This is a genomic window from Polaromonas sp. P1_F2, assembly GCF_056405735.1.
On sequence record NZ_JBFUBN010000012.1, the window covers coordinates 131,070 to 149,057 of the forward strand.

The 17,988-nt window shown below is 63.6% G+C and carries 19 protein-coding genes and 1 pseudogene; 18 read left to right on the forward strand and 2 right to left on the reverse strand.

Translation table 11 applies throughout. The annotated features are described in order from the left end of the window. Positions 1-7 precede the first annotated feature (7 nt). Genes AC1D0O_RS20865 through AC1D0O_RS20885 form a run of 5 tightly spaced genes read left to right on the forward strand, consistent with a single transcriptional unit; the run spans position 8 to position 5,212 of the window. Positions 8-316 (forward strand): sarcosine oxidase subunit delta, encoded by a 309-nt coding sequence (locus AC1D0O_RS20865; RefSeq protein ID WP_477655404.1) that lies wholly within the window; start codon positions 8-10, stop codon positions 314-316. After that, a complete protein-coding gene (locus AC1D0O_RS20870) occupies positions 313-3,303 on the forward strand; it encodes a sarcosine oxidase subunit alpha family protein (RefSeq protein ID WP_477655405.1) in 2,991 nt (996 codons plus the stop codon). The genes AC1D0O_RS20865 and AC1D0O_RS20870 overlap by 4 nt, the downstream gene beginning before the upstream one ends. After that, a complete protein-coding gene (locus tag AC1D0O_RS20875) occupies positions 3,296-3,898 on the forward strand; it encodes a sarcosine oxidase subunit gamma (protein WP_477655406.1) in 603 nt (200 codons plus the stop codon). The genes AC1D0O_RS20870 and AC1D0O_RS20875 overlap by 8 nt, the downstream gene beginning before the upstream one ends. Next, positions 3,895-4,353, forward strand: a complete 459-nt coding sequence (locus AC1D0O_RS20880) for a hypothetical protein (RefSeq protein WP_477655407.1) — start codon at positions 3,895-3,897, stop codon at positions 4,351-4,353. Before AC1D0O_RS20875 ends, AC1D0O_RS20880 begins: the two co-directional genes overlap by 4 nt. Continuing rightward, positions 4,334-5,212 carry a formyltetrahydrofolate deformylase gene (locus AC1D0O_RS20885; RefSeq protein ID WP_477655408.1) on the forward strand — a complete coding sequence of 293 codons (879 nt, stop codon included), beginning with the start codon at positions 4,334-4,336 and terminating at the stop codon, positions 5,210-5,212. Before AC1D0O_RS20880 ends, AC1D0O_RS20885 begins: the two co-directional genes overlap by 20 nt. 87 nt (positions 5,213-5,299) lie before the next feature. On the opposite strand, the gene AC1D0O_RS20890 is transcribed toward AC1D0O_RS20885, so the two are convergent. Together AC1D0O_RS20890 and AC1D0O_RS20895 are read right to left on the reverse strand one after the other, a co-directional pair. Then, on the reverse strand, positions 5,300-5,788 hold the full coding sequence (locus AC1D0O_RS20890; protein ID WP_477655409.1) for a hypothetical protein: 489 nt from the start codon (positions 5,786-5,788) through the stop codon (positions 5,300-5,302). Positions 5,789-5,901: 113 nt separating this feature from the next. Continuing rightward, the gene (locus tag AC1D0O_RS20895) at positions 5,902-6,810 is read right to left on the reverse strand and encodes a LysR family transcriptional regulator (RefSeq protein ID WP_477655410.1); all 909 of its coding nucleotides are present in this window, start codon (positions 6,808-6,810) and stop codon (positions 5,902-5,904) included. A 146-nt stretch (positions 6,811-6,956) separates the two neighbouring features. Here AC1D0O_RS20895 and AC1D0O_RS20900 point away from each other — a divergent pair, with 146 nt between their 5' ends. The 13 genes and pseudogenes from AC1D0O_RS20900 to AC1D0O_RS20960 all read left to right on the forward strand — a co-directional run bounded on the left by AC1D0O_RS20900 (position 6,957) and on the right by AC1D0O_RS20960 (position 17,917). Next, positions 6,957-7,940: a 2Fe-2S iron-sulfur cluster-binding protein gene (locus tag AC1D0O_RS20900; RefSeq protein ID WP_477655411.1), complete on the forward strand. Its 984-nt coding sequence runs from the start codon at positions 6,957-6,959 to the stop codon at positions 7,938-7,940. A gap of 28 nt (positions 7,941-7,968) precedes the next feature. Beyond that, positions 7,969-9,018, forward strand: a complete 1,050-nt coding sequence (gene gtdA, locus AC1D0O_RS20905) for a gentisate 1,2-dioxygenase (protein WP_477655412.1) — start codon at positions 7,969-7,971, stop codon at positions 9,016-9,018. A gap of 41 nt (positions 9,019-9,059) precedes the next feature. Continuing rightward, on the forward strand, positions 9,060-9,755 hold the full coding sequence (locus AC1D0O_RS20910) for a fumarylacetoacetate hydrolase family protein (protein ID WP_477655413.1): 696 nt from the start codon (positions 9,060-9,062) through the stop codon (positions 9,753-9,755). A gap of 39 nt (positions 9,756-9,794) precedes the next feature. Next, positions 9,795-11,072, forward strand: a complete 1,278-nt coding sequence (locus AC1D0O_RS20915) for an aromatic ring-hydroxylating dioxygenase subunit alpha (RefSeq protein WP_477655414.1) — start codon at positions 9,795-9,797, stop codon at positions 11,070-11,072. After that, the gene (locus tag AC1D0O_RS20920) at positions 11,069-11,557 is read left to right on the forward strand and encodes an aromatic-ring-hydroxylating dioxygenase subunit beta (protein WP_477655415.1); all 489 of its coding nucleotides are present in this window, start codon (positions 11,069-11,071) and stop codon (positions 11,555-11,557) included. The genes AC1D0O_RS20915 and AC1D0O_RS20920 overlap by 4 nt, the downstream gene beginning before the upstream one ends. Positions 11,558-11,560: 3 nt before the next feature. Then, positions 11,561-11,881: a non-heme iron oxygenase ferredoxin subunit gene (locus AC1D0O_RS20925; RefSeq protein ID WP_477655416.1), complete on the forward strand. Its 321-nt coding sequence runs from the start codon at positions 11,561-11,563 to the stop codon at positions 11,879-11,881. Between the two features lie 79 nt (positions 11,882-11,960). Then, the gene (locus AC1D0O_RS20930; RefSeq protein ID WP_477655417.1) at positions 11,961-13,157 is read left to right on the forward strand and encodes an ABC transporter substrate-binding protein; all 1,197 of its coding nucleotides are present in this window, start codon (positions 11,961-11,963) and stop codon (positions 13,155-13,157) included. A gap of 4 nt (positions 13,158-13,161) precedes the next feature. After that, the gene (locus AC1D0O_RS20935; RefSeq protein WP_477655418.1) at positions 13,162-14,079 is read left to right on the forward strand and encodes a branched-chain amino acid ABC transporter permease; all 918 of its coding nucleotides are present in this window, start codon (positions 13,162-13,164) and stop codon (positions 14,077-14,079) included. Between the two features lie 4 nt (positions 14,080-14,083). Then, positions 14,084-15,097 carry a branched-chain amino acid ABC transporter permease gene (locus AC1D0O_RS20940; RefSeq protein WP_477655419.1) on the forward strand — a complete coding sequence of 338 codons (1,014 nt, stop codon included), beginning with the start codon at positions 14,084-14,086 and terminating at the stop codon, positions 15,095-15,097. Positions 15,098-15,165: 68 nt separating this feature from the next. Then, positions 15,166-15,612: pseudogene (locus AC1D0O_RS20945) on the forward strand (ATP-binding cassette domain-containing protein); the annotation flags it as partial. A 99-nt stretch (positions 15,613-15,711) separates the two neighbouring features. Next, entirely contained in the window at positions 15,712-15,849 is a 138-nt protein-coding gene (locus tag AC1D0O_RS20950; protein WP_477655466.1) for an ABC transporter ATP-binding protein C-terminal domain-containing protein, read from the forward strand. Positions 15,850-15,868: 19 nt separating this feature from the next. Then, positions 15,869-16,582 (forward strand): ABC transporter ATP-binding protein, encoded by a 714-nt coding sequence (locus AC1D0O_RS20955; protein ID WP_477655420.1) that lies wholly within the window; start codon positions 15,869-15,871, stop codon positions 16,580-16,582. 183 nt (positions 16,583-16,765) lie between these two features. Further along, positions 16,766-17,917 (forward strand): ABC transporter substrate-binding protein, encoded by a 1,152-nt coding sequence (locus AC1D0O_RS20960; RefSeq protein WP_477655421.1) that lies wholly within the window; start codon positions 16,766-16,768, stop codon positions 17,915-17,917. Positions 17,918-17,988: the final 71 nt, after the last annotated feature.

Sequence of the window (17,988 nt, forward strand, 5' to 3'; positions counted from 1 at the left end):
CAAGCCCATGTTGCAAATCAACTGCCCCTGGTGCGGCGAGCGCGCCGAGCCTGAATTCACCTGCGGCGGGGAGGGCGGGATCGTCCGTCCCCTCACCACGGAAACCATGACCGACGCCCAGTGGGGCGACTATGTTTTTATGCGAAAAAATCCCAAGGGCCTGCACCACGAGCAATGGCGCCACTCGAGCGGCTGCGGCCGCTGGTTCAATGCCTTGCGCCACACGGTGAGCTACCGCTTTGAAGCCACCTGGAAGATAGGCGAGGCGCCGCCCGCGGCCATGCCCGCCGCCGCGAAGCCGGGAGGTGCCCAATGAGCGCCCGTTTGCCAACCGGCGGCCGGATCGATCGCCGGCGCGCCATCAACTTCAGCTTCAACGGCCGCGCCTACCAGGGCTTAGCAGGCGACACCCTGGCGTCGGCGCTGCTGGCCAACGGCGTGTCCCTGGTGGCGCGCAGCTGGAAATACCACCGCCCGCGCGGCATCCTGTCCGCCGGTGTCGAGGAACCCAACGCCCTGGTCCAGCTGTTTGACGGTGCCCGCACCGTGCCCAATGCGCGCATGACCGAAGTGGCGCTGGTCGAGGGCCTGAGCGCCCGCTCCATCCACGCCAGCCCGAGCATCGAATTCGACACCGGCGTGGTCAATGGCTGGTTCTCGCGCCTGATCCCGGCCGGCTTCTATTACAAGACCTTCATGGCGTCCCAGGCCGCCTGGCATTTCTTCGAGAAGCGCATCCGCGCCTCGAGCGGCCTGGGCAGCTCGCCCGCCGAGGGCGACCCGGACCGCTACGAGAAGCGCTACGCGCACTGCGATGTGCTGGTCGTCGGCATGGGCATCGCGGGCTTGACGGCGGCGCTTGCCGCGGGCCGCTCCGGCGCGCGCGTCATGGTGTGCGACGAGCAGTCCGAGCCGGGCGGCTGGCTGCTGTCCAGCGACGAGCTGGTTGACCAGGTGCCGGCCGCGCAATGGGTGGGGCGCGCGCTCGCCGAGCTGGCTGCGATGCCCGAAGTCACGGTGCTGCCGCGCACGACAGCCTTCGGCTACCAGGACCATGACCTGCTGACACTGGCCGAACGCCGTGGTGACCACCTGGCGCCGGAGCAGGCGCCGGTGTTCCGCGAGCGGCTGTGGCGCATCCGGGCAAAACAGGTGGTGCTGGCCACCGGCGCCCACGAGCGCCCCCTGGTCTTCGGCAACAACGATTTGCCTGGCGTGATGCTGGCGGGCGCTGTTTCCACCTACGTGCGCCGCTACGCCGTCCTGCCGGGACGCCAGGCCGTCGTGTTCACCAACAACGATGCCGGCTATGACGCGGCACTCGCCCTGAAGGAGGCCGGCGCGGCGGTCCTGGTGGTCGATGCGCGCCCGGCGCCCAGTGGCTCCCTGAGCCAGCGCGCCGGCGGCGCCGGCATCACCATCCTGAGCGGCCATGTGGTCACAGAAGCGCGCGGCGGCAAACGCGTCAGCGGCGCGGTGGTGCAGCCCATCGACGCCGAAGGCCGCCTGCTGGGAACGCCGCGCACGCTGGCCTGCGACCTGCTGGCCCTGTCGGGCGGCTTCAGCCCGGTGATCCACCTGCAATGTCAGGCCGGCAGCAAGGCGGTCTGGGACGACGCCAGGGCGGCTTTCCTGCCGGGCACGCCGGTGCAGTCCGAACGCTCGGCCGGCGCTTGCGGCGGCATGCTGTCGCTGCGGCAATGTGCGCAGGACGGCCTAACCGCGGGCATGGACGCGGTGTGGGCACTGGGCTTTACAGTCGACGCCCAGGCCCCCGAAGTGGCCGCGAATGACAGCGGCGAGCTGCGCGCGCTGTGGCTGGTGCCGCACCCGCGTGGTGTGAGCCGCGCACCCAAACAGTTTGTCGACCTGCAGAACGACGTGGCGGCCTCGGACATCCACCTGGCCGTCCGCGAAGGCTTCGAGTCGATCGAGCACGTCAAGCGCTACACCGCCATGGGTTTTGGCACCGACCAGGGCAAGACCGGCAACATCAACGGCATGGGCATCGCCGCGCTGGCGCTGGGCAAGACCATTCCCCAGGTCGGCACCACCACCTTCCGCCCAAACTACACGCCGGTGACTTTCGGCGCGGTGGCGGGGCTGGAGCTGGGCGACGCCTTCGACCCGATCCGGACCACCGCCATGCATGAGTGGCATGTGAAGCGCGGCGCGCTGTTCGAGGACGTCGGGCAGTGGAAGCGTCCCTGGTACTACCCCCAGAACGGCGAAGACCTGCACGCCGCCGTCCGGCGCGAGGTGCTGGCCGTGCGCAACGGTGTCGGCACGCTCGACGGTTCCACCCTGGGCAAGATTGACATCCAGGGCCCGGACGCCAGCATTCTGCTCAACTGGATCTACAGCAATGCCTGGTCCAAGCTGGAGATCGGCAAGTGCCGCTACGGGCTGATGCTCGATGAAAACGGCATGGTGTTCGACGACGGCGTGACCGTGCGGCTAGCCGAGAACCACTACCTGATGCACACCACCTCCGGCGGCGCGGCGCGCGTGCTGGCCTGGATGGAACGCTGGCTGCAGACCGAATGGCCGCACCTGAAGATCTACCTCACCAGCGCCACAGACCACTGGTCGACGTCCATCGTCGCCGGCCCCAAGAGCCGCCACGTGCTGAAGAAGATCTGCCAGGACGTGGACTTCGACGACGCGGCCTTCCCCTTCATGTCCTACCGGGAAGGCACGGTCGCCGGCATCAAGGCGCGCATCATGCGCATCAGTTTTTCGGGCGAGCGCTGCTATGAGGTCAACGTGCCGTCCGGCGACGGTTTGCGCCTCTGGGAAGCCATCCACGCTGCCGGCGCCGAGTACGGCATCACGCCCTACGGAACCGAGACCATGCACGTGCTACGCGCCGAGAAGGGCTACATCATCATCGGCCAGGACACCGATGGTTCCGTGACACCGCTGGACCTCGGCATGGGCGGGCTGGTCACCAAGACCAAGGACTGCCTGGGCAAGCGTTCGCTCGCGCGCGAAGACACCGTGCGGCCGGACCGCAAGCAACTGGTCGGTCTGTTGCCCGACGACCCGGGTTTTGTGCTGCCCGAAGGCGCGCAAATCCTGAACGAGCAGCCCACCGCGGAGACCGCGCCCATGGTGGGCCACGTCACTTCGAGCTACATGAGCCCGACGCTGGAGCGCTCCATCGCCATGGCCCTGGTCAAGGGTGGCGCAAGCCGCATGGGCGAGCGCGTGTTTGTTTCGATGCAAGGGGGCAGGATCGCCGCCGCCACCATCGCCAACCCGGTCTTTCTCGACCCCAAAGCGGAGCGCCAAAATGCTTGAATCCCCCCAACGCTTCTCTCCGGCCGCGCGTGTCCCGTCGGCGCGGTCCCTGTCGGACCAGGCCCTTCTGGCCGGCTGGCGCACCGGCCTGTCCATCGTCAACCTGCGCGGCAATGCCGAAGACCCAGCGTTCCGTGAGGCGGTCTCCCGCGCGCTTGGCCTTGAACTGCCGGTCCAACCCTGCACGAGTACGGCCAACGCCGGGCTCAGGCTGGTGTGGGTCGGGCCGGACGACTGGTTCGTCGTCGGTCCCAAGGGCGAGGCAGCCCTGATCGAGGCAAAGCTGCGCCAGGCCCTGGCGGGGCAGCATTACGCGGTGACCGATGTGAGCGGAGGCTACACCGTGCTGCACTTGAGCGGCGTCCCGGCGCGCGATGTGCTGGCGCAGGGTTGCCCGCTGGACCTGCACCCGCGTGTCTTCGGCCCGGGCTCTAGCGCCGGCTCGCTGTTCTTCAAGGCCTCGGTCTGGCTGTGGCAAACCGACGAGGCGCCTGTCTACGAAGTGCTGGTGCGCAGCAGCTTCAGGGGCTACGTCTGGCTGATGCTGGAGCGGGCCACGCAGGAATGCGGGCTGGTGATCCGGCGCTTTCAATGAACACCACCTGGACCGTCAGCATAGAGCGCCTGGAGATCCAGCTCCCGGTGGGCGTCTATGACGATGAGTTGCTGGCGCAACCGCTATGGGTCAGCCTCAAGGCCAGCGCCTGCACCAGCGCATCACCGGGTTCGCTCGGCCAGTGCCTGGACTATGCGCCGCTGTGCCATTGGCTGACACAGGTGTGGCCCGCCACGCCGCACACCCCCTTGCTCGAAACGCGGATGAACCAGCTGTTCGCTTTTGTCTTCTCCCTCGATGAGCGCGTGACGGACGTGTGGGTCGGGATGTACAAGCAGCGCATGAGCCGGCAGGCCTGGGCGGTCGGCATGGAGCGCCGCGTGACGCGCGCCGAATTTCATGCGCAGCAACTCGACGCCGAGGCCGGCGCAAAACGGCGCAGCGGCGACGCCATCCACCATGACAGGGCATCCTATGCATCCACAACACCCTGAGTCCGTCCGCTATGTGCTGACGCTCGCCGTCGCCAGCGCCAGGGGCCAGGTGGCGGCCCTCACGGCGCTGTTGGAGCGGCACGACGCCTACATCGAGGAGTTTTCCGTATTTGACGACGTGATCGTGTCGCGGTTTTACATGCGGATCGTGTTTCGTCTTGATGCCAGAAGAAGCGGCGAGATCGACGCGCTGCGGCAGGCTTTCAGCGGCCTGATCGCAGGCTTCGACGCGGCCGAAGGCACTGTCCATGAGATGGGCCGGCCGGCCAAGGTCATGATCATGGTGTCAAAGGCCGACCATTGCCTGCGCGACCTGCTGGCCCAGTGGCGCCGCCGTGAACTGAATATGGACATCGTCGCGGTCGTGTCCAACCACGCGGATCTCGGGCCGATTGTCGAGTCCGAAGGCCTGCCTTTCCATCACCTGCCGATCACGCCAACAACCAAGCCGCAGCAGGAAGCCGCGCTGCTGCGCTGCATTGCGGAATCCGGCGCCGAACTAATCGTCCTGGCCCGCTACATGCAGGTGCTGTCCGAAGCGCTGTGCAACACGCTGGCCGGGCGCATCATCAACATCCACCATTCCTTCCTGCCTGGCTTCAAAGGTGCCCGGCCCTACGAGCAGGCGCATGCGCGCGGTGTCAAGATGATCGGCGCCACCGCCCACTTCGCCACCAGCGACCTCGACGAGGGCCCCATCATCGAGCAGGCACTCGAGCGCGTCGACCACGCCTTCAGCCCGGAGCAACTGCTGAGCACCGGTCGCAACGTCGAATGCCTTGCCCTGGGGCGGGCCTTGCGCTATGTGCTGGAACACCGGGTCTTCATCAATGGCCTGCGCACGGTGGTGCTGAGGTGACGAACTGACGAGGCCGAAAACGGATTGCATCCAGCTGCAGGCGCTGGAAACTATGGGTGCAGTGGCGATATTTGTATTAGCTTGGCATCAGCGAGCGCCGTACGCAAGAAGGGCAAGCAGCCAACCTACAAGCGAAAGCAGTAAGCGGAGCCAGTTGAGCAAGCGCCATTTTTCTGCGGTGTGCAATGCTGTCACAGTTGGCGAGCCATCACCGCGCATGAGCCCTATTGCTTTGGGAATGAAGAAGGCGAAGGTGAATATTCGCTCGACCAGGGTCACCGCACATGCAGCGAGCCAAAGGGTGCGGGCCGGCCCCGTACTCGCGAACGCAAAATAGCAATTGAGGAGCGTCAAAAGGCTCAGGGGCCCAGTGCTGACAAAGCCCCAGAAACGACGCCCCGAATCGTCGATCCGCATCGCCTCAGGATCAAGATAGCGCGCGCCGTCGGGAGAAATTCCCATCCAACGCGGAACAACAACTCGCTGCTCGTAAACGCCAGCCCCAAAGGCAATGCCGTGAAAAATGACGAACATCAACAGCGCAAACGATGGAAAGTCAAAGAACATGTAATGCATCGGGGAGGATGGTAACGGTTCGTAGTGCCATAGCGTCTTTCAGTGGGCCTAACGCAATTTATACCGCAAGGTCCGCGGCACACTGGTTCGGACCTCAATGCAATCCGACAGATTCAAGCACGGTCCGAATGCGTATCGAAGATCAGCGACCTGAGCCACTGATTCGCCGGGTCTTTATGGTACTTGGCGTGCCAAAAAAGATTGATGGCGATTTGGGGCAGCTTCACGGGATGGCTGACGTATCGGAGATTGAACGGCGTCGCCATTTTTTCCGCCAGGCGCTCGGGGACTGTGGCCGCCATGTCGGTGGATTGAAGAATATGGCCAATCGCGACGAAATGGGGAACCGTGAGGCGTATGCGTCTTTTCTGTGAACCGCTGTCCAGAATTTCGTCGACTTTTCCGTGCCCGGTTCCTGCGGACGCAATCACGAGGTGATCGCTGGCAAAAAAATCAGCTGAGGAAATCTTTCGCTTGTCCAGTGCATGGTTTTTGCGAAACACGCAAACGTATTGTTGAGAGAACAGGCGCTGCTGGAAGAATCCGGCCTTCAACTGGGGTAACAGTCCAATCGCCAGATCGACATGGCCTGCCTCCATGGCATCTTTCAGGTTGACGGTGGTATTGCGCACCGTGCTGATGGAAACCCCTGGCGCCACTTTCTGGATCTGCTCCATCAAGAGAGGCAGGAAGTAGATTTCGCCGATGTCGGTCATCCCGACGGTGAAGCTCCGTTTGCTGCTGGCGGGGTCGAATGAATTCTTGACGTTGATCGCGCCGTGGATCATGCCCAGCGCATAACCTATCGATTCGGCCAGCTGGTCCGCAAAGGGCGTGGGCTGCATGCCGCTCGACGTGCGCAGAAAAAGTTCGTCACCAAACAGCTTGCGCAGGCGCGCCAAGGCATTGCTGACGGCGGGCTGTCCCAGGCCCAGGTTCTCCGCCACCTTGGAGACTTTTCTTTCGGTCAGCAGCTGGTTGAAGATCACCAGCAGGTTCAGGTCTATGTCCTTGAGTTCCATTTGCGGCTCCTGACGAGTATTGATTCAAATGATATAGAACATTGACGCCATTGTATTGACTGATTTTGGTGGGTCTCTGATCATGCCCTCATCGCAGCTGACGCCACTGATTGCCGCTGCCCACGAGACACACCAGATCAAGCACGATGGAAATTTTTGTCCGCCCTCTCCAGCGCACGCTGAGCGTTACCGCAGGGGTGAACTTGCTGGACGCCCTGCGCGCCAACGACGTGCCGGTGTCCTACAGCTGCCTGGCCGGGCGTTGCGGCACCTGCCGCTGCAAGCTGGTCGAAGGGCAGGTGCTCGACTCGGGCGGGGAAGCGCAGCGGCCGGTGGCGGCGGGCGACCAGTACGTATTGGCCTGCCAGACCTTTCTGACGGAATCCTGCATTGTTGAGATCTCCGAGCCCGACGAGGTTGTTGTCCATACGGCAAAAATCGTCAAGGCCACCGTCGTGGCGGTAGAAGACCAGACCCACGACATCAAGCGCCTCCGGCTGAAACCGGCCAAGCCCATCGAGTTTTCACCGGGACAGTACGCCCAGCTCCAGTTCACGCCCGAGCACATCCGGCCCTATTCAATGGCCGGCCTCTGCGCCGACGGCGAGCTGGAGTTCCATGTGCGCCTGGTCGCCGAGGGCCGCGTCACCGGCTACATCGCCAATACCCTGAAGGTCGGCGACGCGGTGCGCGTCAGCGGTCCGCTGGGTTCGGCCTACCTGCGCCGCAAGCATGAAGGGCCGATGCTCTGCGTGGCCGGCGGCACGGGCCTGGCGCCTATCCTGTCCATCATCCGCGGCGTCATTGCCGAAGGCATGCGCAACAGCATCCATCTGTATTTCGGCGTTCGCTCCGAACGCGACATCTATGGCGGCGAATGGCTGGCGGAGCTCCAGCGCCGGCATCCGCAACTGAAGGTGCACGTCGTGCTTGCGTCCGGCCAGGCGCCCGGCTGCCGCACCGGCCTGGTCACCGAAGCCATTGCCCAGGATTGGCCGGGCCTCGACGGCTTCCGTGCCTATCTCTGCGGTGCGCCTCCCATGGTCGAGGCCGCCAGCCTGCTGGTGCGCCAGATGGGCGTGCTGCCCGAACAAATCTATGCCGACGCGTTTTATGCCAGCGGCACTTGAGCGATCAGACCGATCAACAGGAACCCCCATGAACAGCAGAAATACCGACCTTGAATCCCAGCTGAGCCGCAAGGCCTACTACGACCGCATCGGCGCGGACAACATGACGCCCTTATGGGAAGTGCTGGGCGCGCTGGTGCCGCATTCGCCGAAGTCGCCGGCTGTCGCACACCTGTGGAAGTACGCCGACGTGCGCGAACGGGTCATGGAAGCGGGCCGGCTGATCAGCGCGGCCGAGGCTGAACGCCGCGTGCTGATCCTGGAAAACCCCGCGCTGCGCGGCCAATCCTGCATCACGCAGTCGCTGTATGCCGGGCTGCAGCTCATCATGCCGGGCGAAGTGGCACCGGCGCACCGCCACACCCAGTCCGCGCTGCGGCTGGTGCTGGACGGGGAGGGCGCCTACACCGCGGTCGATGGCGAACGCACGATCATGCGCCGCGGCGACTTCATCATCACACCGGCCTGGACCTGGCACGACCACGGCAACCCGGGTGACCAGCCGGTGGTCTGGCTCGACGGCCTGGACATTCCCATCGTGCGTTTCCTCGATGCCGGATTCGCCGAGAAAAGCGACAGCAACTACCAGGCCGTCGTCCGGCCGGAAGGCGATGCGCTGGCGCGCTACGGCGCCAACATGGTTCCGGTCGATTTTTACCAGCAGCCCGCTGAGCCGACCAAGGTGTTTGTCTATCCCTGGGAACGCACACTGGCATCGTTGAAAGCCGTAGCCGCCGGCAGTGAACCCAATGCGCACTTTGGCCACAAACAGCGCTACGTCAACCCCGCCACCGGCCGCTCGCCCATGCCGACGATAGCGGCGTTCTCGCAGCTGGTGCCGGCAGGCTTCGAAACGCGGCCTTACCGTTGCACCGACGGCACGGTGTACGTGTGCCTCAGCGGCAACGCCGAAGCGAGCATCGAAGGCAAGACCGTTCGCCTCGATGAAAACGACGTGATGGTGGTGCCGTCCTGGCACAGCCACCAGTTCCGCGCCGGTCCCGATACCGTGCTCTTCAGCTATTCAGACCGCCCGGTGCAGCAGGCCCTCGGCTTGTGGCGCGAACACCGCGCCTGAAACTCATCCCCACTTTCAACTTTTCAACAGAACGCCATCACATGAACTACGCCATCGAACCCGCCACCGTCCCCACGCTCGCCGTGGCCGGCATCGGCGAACGCTTTCCCGTCAACCGGATCTTCTGCGTGGGCCGCAACTACGCCGCGCATGCGCGCGAGATGGGCAAGGACCCCGATCGCGACCCGCCCTTCTTTTTCATGAAGCCGGCCAACGCGGCCGTTGATGCGTCGTCGCCGGTGAGCATTCCCTATCCGCCGAAGACAAAGAACTTTCATCACGAAATTGAACTCGTCGTCGCCATCGGCAAGGGCGGCCGCGACATCGCCATGGCCGATGCGCTGGACCATGTCTACGGCTACGGCGTGGGCCTGGACATGACACGCCGCGACCTGCAGCTCGATGCGCGCGACAAGGGCCGTCCCTGGGAATTCGGCAAGTCTTTCTCGCTGTCGGCACCCGTCGGCGCGTTGTCACGCGTGGCCGATGGCGGCCACGTCGCGCAAGGCGCCATCAGCGTCACCGTCAATGGCGGCGTCCGGCAATCGTCAGACATCGCCAAGCTGATCTGGTCGGTCCCGGAATGCATCGCCTACCTTTCCGAATATGAAACGCTGGAGCCCGGCGACATCATCATGACCGGCACCCCAGAAGGCGTGAACGCCGTGCTTGCGGGCGACGTGATGCAAGGGGACATCGCGGGCCTGGCCGGCATCACCGTCACGGTGGCGGCCTGAAACGCAGGCGCTGAATAAGCAAAGCAAAAGGAGACAGCGATGACTGTATCGACCGCCCCATCCACCGGCACCTTTCCCATCAAAATCCATTGGGAATCCGAAGGCACAAGCCGGATTCCCTTCATGGCGTACACCGACCCGGACCAGCACAAGAAAGAGCTTGAGCGCTTTTTCTACAACAAACACTGGAACTACGTCGGCCTTGACGCCGAGATCCCCAACGCCGGCGACTTCAAGCGCACGGTGGTCGGCGAGCGTTCGGTGATCATGGTGCGCGACACCGACGGCGGCGTCAGTGTTGTCGAAAACGTTTGCGCCCACCGCGGCATGCAGTTCTGCCGCGAACGCCATGGCAACAAAAAAGAGTTTGTGTGCCCGTATCACCAGTGGAGCTACACATTGAAGGGTGACCTGCAGGGCGTGCCGTTTCGCCGCGGTGTCAAGCAGGACGGCAAGGTCAACGGCGGTATGCCCGCGGACTTCAAGACCGCCGACCACGGCCTCAACAAGCTGAAGGTCGCAACGCGCGGCGGCGTGGTGTTTGCCAGCTTCGACCACGGCATCGAATCGCTCGAGGACTTCCTTGGGCCGGTCATCCTCGGCTATTTCGACCGCCTCTTCGACGGACGCAAGCTGAAGATCCTGGGCTACAACCGGCAGCGCATCCCCGGCAACTGGAAGCTGATGCAGGAGAACATCAAGGACCCCTACCATCCAGGCCTGCTGCACACCTGGTTCGTCACCTTCGGCCTCTGGCGCGCCGACAACAAGAGCGAGCTGAAGATGGACGCGCGCCACCGCCATGCCGCGATGATCTCCACGCGCGGCCAGTCGGGCAAGGCCGACGAGGTCACCCAGGTGTCCAGCTTCAAAGAGAGCATGAAGCTCAACGATCCACGGTTTCTCGACATCGTGCCCGAGCCCTGGTGGGGCGGCCCGACTGCGGTGATGATGACGCTGTTCCCCAGCGTCATCCTGCAGCAACAGGTCAACAGCGTGTCAACGCGCCACATCCAGCCCGACGGCCACGGCTCCTTCGACTTCGTCTGGACGCACTTCGGCTTTGAGGACGACACGCAAGAGATGACGCAGCGCCGGCTGCGCCAGGCCAACCTGTTCGGCCCGGCCGGCTTTGTGTCGGCCGACGACGGCGAGGTGATCGAGTTCTCGCAGCAGGGCTTCGAGCAGAAGCCTTACCACCGCACCCTGGCCGAACTCGGCGGGCGCACGGTCGAAGACACCGACCACATGGTCACCGAGACCTTGATACGCGGCATGTACCAGTACTGGCGCGAAGTGATGGAGGTCGACACATGACTACCGCCGCCGCCGTCAATTTCGAAGACTATCTGCAAATCGCGCAGCTGTATGCCGACTACGCCCAGGCGGTTGATTCGGGCGACTGGGATTTGTGGCCCGAGTTCTTCACCGAGGACTGCCTCTACAAGCTGATCCCGCGGGAAAACCATGAACGCGGCTTTCCGCTGGCGACCCTGCTTTTTGAAAGCAAGGGCATGCTGAAAGACCGTGTCTATGGCATCCGCGAGACCTTGTTCCATGACCCCTACTACCAGCGCCACGTCGTCGGCGCGCCGCTGATTCGCGCGGCCGGCGGCGATCGCTTTGAGTCGGAAGCCAACTACGCGGTCTTCCGCACCAAGCTGTCACAGGAGTCGACGGTCTTCAATGTCGGCCGTTACATCGACGTGATCGTGCGCACGCCCGAAGGCCTGAAGTTCGTTTCGCGGCACTGCGTCTACGACAGCGAAATGATCCCCAATTCCATCATCTACCCCATCTGAATCATGAGCAACTCCAACTGGATTGACGCCACCGAAGAAGACGGTGTGCCCGAGGACGACGTGATCGGCCTGCAGGTCGGCGGCCGCGACGTGGCTTTCTACAAGGTCGAGGGCAGCATCTTCGCCACCGACAACATCTGTACCCACGGCCATGCCCGCCTGTGCGACGGCTTTCTTGACGGCTACGAAATTGAATGCCCGCTGCACCAGGGCAAGTTCGACGTGCGCAATGGCCGCGGCACCTGCGCGCCTATCACGCAGGACGTTCGCAGCTACCCCGTGCGCATCGAGGGCGGGCGTGTCTTTGTGCAGATTTCCGACTGAACCCGCAGCCCTTCACCCCTTTTCGCCCCTTTTCGCCCCTTTCCCCTTTCATTACCCCCTACAGAGGAGACAACACACCATGAACACAACATCCAGGACACCTTCCAAGACACCTTTTCACCGCAGCGCACTGATCGCCGCAGCCGGGCTTGCACTGGCCGGCGCCAGCCAGTTCAGCGCCGCCGCCACCATCGGCTTCATGGCCCCCTTGTCCGGCCCGCAGGCCATCGTCGGCCAGGACCAGGTCGACGGCTTCATGCTGGCGGTCGAGTTATTGGGCGGCAAGCTCGGCGGCCAGGCCGCCACGGTGCTGAAGGAAGACGACCAGCTCAAGCCTGAAATCGGCAGCCAGATCGTGCGCAAGTTCATCGACAAGGACAAGGTCGATGCCATCGTGGGCCTCAGCTTTTCCAATGTGCTGATGGCCAGCCTGCCGCGCATCGCCGAGTCGGGCACCGTCGCCATCGCCACGAATGCCGGCCCGTCGCCGCTGGCCGGCGCGAGTTGCAAGGCCAATGTGTTTTCCGCTGCGTGGCAGAACGACGGCGCCGCCGAAGCCATGGGCAAGCTTGCCCAGGACAAGGGCCTGAAAAAAGTCTACCTGATGGCACCCAACTACCAGGCCGGCAAAGACATGCTGGCCGGTTTCAAGCGCTACTTCAAGGGCCAGGTCGTGGACGAGGTTTACACGCAGGTGAACCAGCCTGACTATTCCGCCGAACTCGCGCAGCTGCAGGCCGCCGCGCCCGACGCGGTGTTTGTGTTCTACCCGGGCGGCATGGGCGTCAACTTCATCAAGCAGATGAGCCAGGCCGGCCTGATGGCCAAAGTGCCGCTGTATTCCGTCTTCACCGTCGATGGCACGACCCTGCCGGGCCTGCGCGACGCGGCCCTTGGCAGCATCAGCGGCGCGATGTGGGACGCGGCGCTTGACACGCCCGAGAACAAGAAGTTCGTTGCCGACTTCGAACGCAAGTACAAACGCACGCCCAGCGCGTACGCGGCGACGGCCTACGACGCGGCCAATATCCTGAATATCGCCCTGGGCAAGGCCAAGGCCGGCGATGCCAAGGCGCTCGCCGCGGCTGTCAAGGCGGCCGGCAGCGAGTTCAAGTCGGTGCGCGGCCCATTCGCGTTCAACAACAACAACCTGCCGGTGCAGAACTACTACGCGTTTGAAACCGTCAAGAGCGGCGGCAACGTCGTCGGAAAGCTCATCGCAACCCCCTTGCCCAAGCAGAGCGATGCCTACCACGCGCAGTGCGCGCTGAAGTGACGCCATGAACGGCACGATCGTTTTTGCGCAGCTGCTCAACGGCCTGCAGTACGGCGTCCTGCTGTTTTTGCTGGCGGCAGGCCTGACGCTGGTCTTCGGCATCATGAGCTTCGTCAACCTGGCACACGGCTCGCTGTACATGATGGGCGCGTACTTCGCGGCCACGGCCTTCCAGTACACCGGCTCCTTCGGGCTGGCTTTGCTGGCGGCCATGCTGGGTTCGCTGCTGTTGGGCCTGGCGCTGGAGTTCGTCGCGGTCGCGCGCCTCTACCGGCGCGACCATCTTGACCATGTGCTGGCCACCTTCGGCCTGGTCCTGTTCTTCAATGAGCTGGTGCGCATCATCTGGGGCCCGCAGCCGGTGTTTTTGCAAGTGCCGGAGTTTCTGAGCGGCGCCATCCCTATCGCCGGCTTCAGCTACCCGGCCTACCGGTTCGCCATCATCGTCGTCGGGCTGGTGGTTGCGGTGGGTTCCTGGTTGCTGATCAACAAGACCCGCGTGGGGATGCTGATCCGGGCCGGCGCGGTGAACCCCGCGATGGTCGCCGCGCTCGGCGTCAATATCCGCCTGCTCAACGCCATGCTGTTTGCGGTCGGCGCCATGCTCGCGGGCCTTGCCGGCGCGATGGCCGGGCCCATCCTGTCGGTGCAGTCCGGCATGGGCGAGTCGGTGCTCATCACGACACTGGTCGTCATCGTGATTGGCGGCATCGGCTCGGTCACGGGCGCCTTTTATGCCGCGCTGATCGTCGGCATCGTCGACACCCTGGGCCGCGCATTTTTACCCTTCCTGCTGCGGCAGGTCACCGAGCGCTCGCTCGCCGACGCGGCCGGCCCGGCACTGGCCTCCATGCTGGTCTACCTGCTGATGGCGGTGGTTCTGGCCTGGCGCCCGCAAGGTCTCTTTCCCGCCAACAGGTGAAACCATGACCCCACTTCTTTCACGCCCCAGCGCCTGGGTTCCCTTGCTGGTCTTGCTGTTGCTGGCGACCGTGCCCTTCGTCGCGCAGGCCACCGGCCAGCCGTTCTATGTCGCCTTCTTCGCGCGCATCATCATCTACGCGATTGCCGCCTGCGCGCTGAACATGGCGCTGGGTTACGGCGGGCTGGTGAGCTTCGGCCATTCGCTGTTTCTCGGGCTGGGAGGGTATGCCGTCGGCCTGGCCTCTTTCCATGGCGTCGGCAACGGCTGGATGCACCTGGCGCTGTGCCTGGGCATGTGCGGCCTGGTCGCGCTGGTCACAGGCGCCATCAGCCTGCGCACCACCGGCATTGCCTTCATCATGATCACGCTGGCCTTCGCGCAGATGGGCTACTTCCTGTTCGTGAGCTTGAAGAACTATGGCGGCGATGACGGCATGTCCATCGCCCAGCCCAGCCGTTTCGGCCCGCTCGACCTGTCGTCCGCGACCAGCGTCTACGTCGTGGCCTTCGTCGTCCTGGTCCTGTCGATCTGGTGGCTGGCCAGGCTGCGCGTCGCGCCCTTCGGCATGGTGATCCGCGGCGCCAGGCAGAACACACGCCGCGTCAACGCCGCCGGCATCCCGGTGCTGCGCTACCAGCTGCTGGCCTATGTGATGTCGGGCATGTTGTGCGGTGTGGCCGGCCTGCTGCTGGCCAACCTCAATGCCTTCGCCTCGCCCAGCACGCTGGCCTGGGCGGTCTCGGGTGAGCTGATCGTCATCGTGGTGATCGGCGGCCTGGGGACAGTGTTCGGCCCCTTGATGGGGGCGCTGGTTTTTCTTGGCCTGGAAGAAATCCTGAAAGGATTTACCGAGCACTGGATGGTCATCTTCGGGCCCTTCATCGTCATCGTCACGCTCCTGGGAAACCGCGGCATCATCGGGCTGCTGCAGCGCTTTGATGCCCGCGAAAAGCCGGCCCCAAAAGCCACTCCATCGGTTGTTGCGGCGACAGTTTCCGCGCAAGGAACCCTGTAATGGCCGGCATACTTCGCACTGAATCACTCACCAAACGCTACGGCGCGGTGCTGGTCACCGACGCGGTGTCTCTGGATATTCGCGAAGGCGAACTGCACGCCATCATCGGGCCCAACGGCGCCGGCAAGACCACGCTGATCAACCAGCTGTCAGGCGAGCTCGCACCGAACAGCGGCCGCGTCTGGTTCAAGGGCGCGGATGTGTCCGCGTTGCCCATCCATGAACGCGCGAAGCGTGGTTTGTTGCGCTCCTACCAGATCACCTCGATCTTCGAGGACTTCAGCGTGCTGGAGAACGCCACGTTCGCGGCGCTTGGCTCACGCCAGCATGCCTTCAAGTTCTGGACACCGATGCTGGCGGACAAGAAAGCATACAAGTTCGCCGAAGAAGCGCTTGAAGCCACCGGCCTCACGCATCGCCTTCATGTTGCGGCGGCCGACCTGGGGTACGGCGAACGCAGGCAGCTGGAGCTGGCCATGAGCCTGGCCGCCGGGCCGAAATTCCTTCTGCTGGACGAACCCATGGCCGGCATGAGTGTCCAGGAATCCGCCGCCGTCATCTCGCTGCTGAAAAGCCTTAAACGGCTGTACACCATCCTGCTGGTCGAACATGACATGGATGCGGTGTTCGCGCTGGCAGACCGCATCAGCGTGCTGGTCTACGGCAGGATTTTGTTCACCGGTACACCCGAGGAAATCCGCAAGCACCCGGAAGTGCGGGCGGTGTACCTCGGTGAAGAAGCTGAAGCATGAAGCGGACAAGGAAAAAGCCATGACGCCATTTTTATCGGTCCAAGGCCTGCAGGCTTCTTACGGCCACGCACAGGTGCTGTTTGACATCTCCTTTGACGTTGGCCCGGGTGAGGTGGTCACCCTGCTGGGGCGTAACGGCATGGGCCGCTCCACCACGGTCAAATGTTTGTTCGGCATGCTGCCCATAGCCTCCGGCAGCGTGTCGGTTGCCGGTGCCCGCGTAGACCATTTACCTTCGCACCGCATCGCGCGCCAGGGCCTGGCGCTGGTGCCCGAAGGCCGGCAGGTGTTTCCGAATCTGACGGTCGAGGAAAACCTGGTGGCGACAGCCCGCGACGACAACAAGAGCCATGGAAAGACCTGGGACCTGGGCCGTGTTTACGCCTTTTTCCCGCGCTTGAAAGAGCGCCGCGGCAATTTGGGATCGCAACTGTCGGGCGGTGAGCAGCAGATGCTCGCCATCGGCCGTGCGCTGATGACCAACCCGCGGCTGCTGGTGCTCGACGAAGCGACAGAGGGCCTGGCCCCCGTGATTCGAAACGAAATCTGGCGCGCCCTTGCTGAGCTGAAGAAGGAGGGCCTGTCGCAGATCGTCATCGATAAAAACGTGAAAGCGCTGATGGGCCTGGCCGATAGGCACTTTGTGATTGAAAAAGGCTGCGTGGTCTGGCAAGGCAGCTCAGATGAATTGCGCGGGCAGCCTGAAATCGTTCACCAGTACCTGGGGGTCTGAATCGACCTGTGAAGGCCCTTGCCGCAAGTTCGGCGCTCGAACTTATTGGGCGAGGACCTGGGTTGTGTTCGGCCAGAGTAAATACCTGCGTAATGGTTCACGGTAGTACGACATCTCGGGGTTTAACCCCTTTGAATTACTTTGCTTTGGTGATGTACTGGCTGAAGTAATAAAGGAGACAACATGGCTCTCAATTTCACGGGTCTCAAGACCACCGTGGCTGCGCTTGTGATCCTGGCCTTGCCGATGTCCAGCCACGCCGTCGACCTCGTCTTCGGGCAGGTCGCTTCACAGACCAATCCGACATCGGCCGCGAACGCCAAAGGCATGGCGGCGGGTATCCAGGCCTACTTCGACAAAGTCAATGCGAGCAACACCCTGCAGGGCAACAAGCTCAAGCTGGTCACGCTGGATGACGGCCTGCAGGCCCCAAAGATGCTTGAGTTGACCCAGCAACTCATCGGCGATCCGGCGGTGGTGGGCCTGTTGGGCTTTCTCAACAGCGCCGGACTCGCCGAAATCGCCAAACAGGACTTGGCGGGCAAGAACGGCATCGCGCTGATTGCGCCGCTGCAGGGCGACAAAAATGTGATTTCCGCCAGCAATGTGTTTCCCCTGCGAAGCGGCTATGCGGATGAAGTTGCCAGCCTGCTCAAGGAAGCCAAGACCTGGGGCAAGGACTCGCTGGCCATCGTCAATATGAGTGTCGCCTTCGGCCCACCCCTGGCGCAGTTGACGACGCAGCTCAGCGGCCCACAAGGCGTCAAAATCGTGACGCAGCAGGTGCTTGACGCCGCGCCCGAAAAGCTGGATGCAAGTGTTCGCGCAGCCGTCGCCGCCATCTCAGAGACCCGACCCAAGGGCATTATTTTGCTGGCCGCGGGAAAGCCCGCATTTGAATTCGTCAAGGCTGTCCGCGAGGTCCCCGGGGGGTCGGTGCAGATCTACGGCCTGTCGGTGCTGCTGCACGACGGCCTGGTCAATGCCACCGGCAAGGACAAGGCGCGCGGCATCGTGTTGAGCCAGGCGGTGCCTTTCCCCTTCGTTCCTTCCAAGCCGGTTATCACCGAATATCAAGCTGACATGAAGAAGTACGCGCCGGGCGAGGCCCTGTCTTTCTCAAGCCTCGAAGGCTATATGGGCGCCAAGATCGCAGCGGAAGCCGTCCGGCGTGCGGGCAAGACGCCGACCCGCGCCGGCGTGCTGCAAGCCCTGTCCAGTCTGGGCGAATACAACCTTGGAGGTGTCTTTGTCAACTACACCGCCAACCAGCGGACCGGCTGGGGTGGTGTGGATCTCTCCATCATCAATTCCGGCGGCAACCTTCAAAAGTAGGTTCGCAGATTGCGATCGCCGTTCAAAGCGACGGAAGGCAAATACCGCCGCGAATTGGTGCCCGGCTTGCA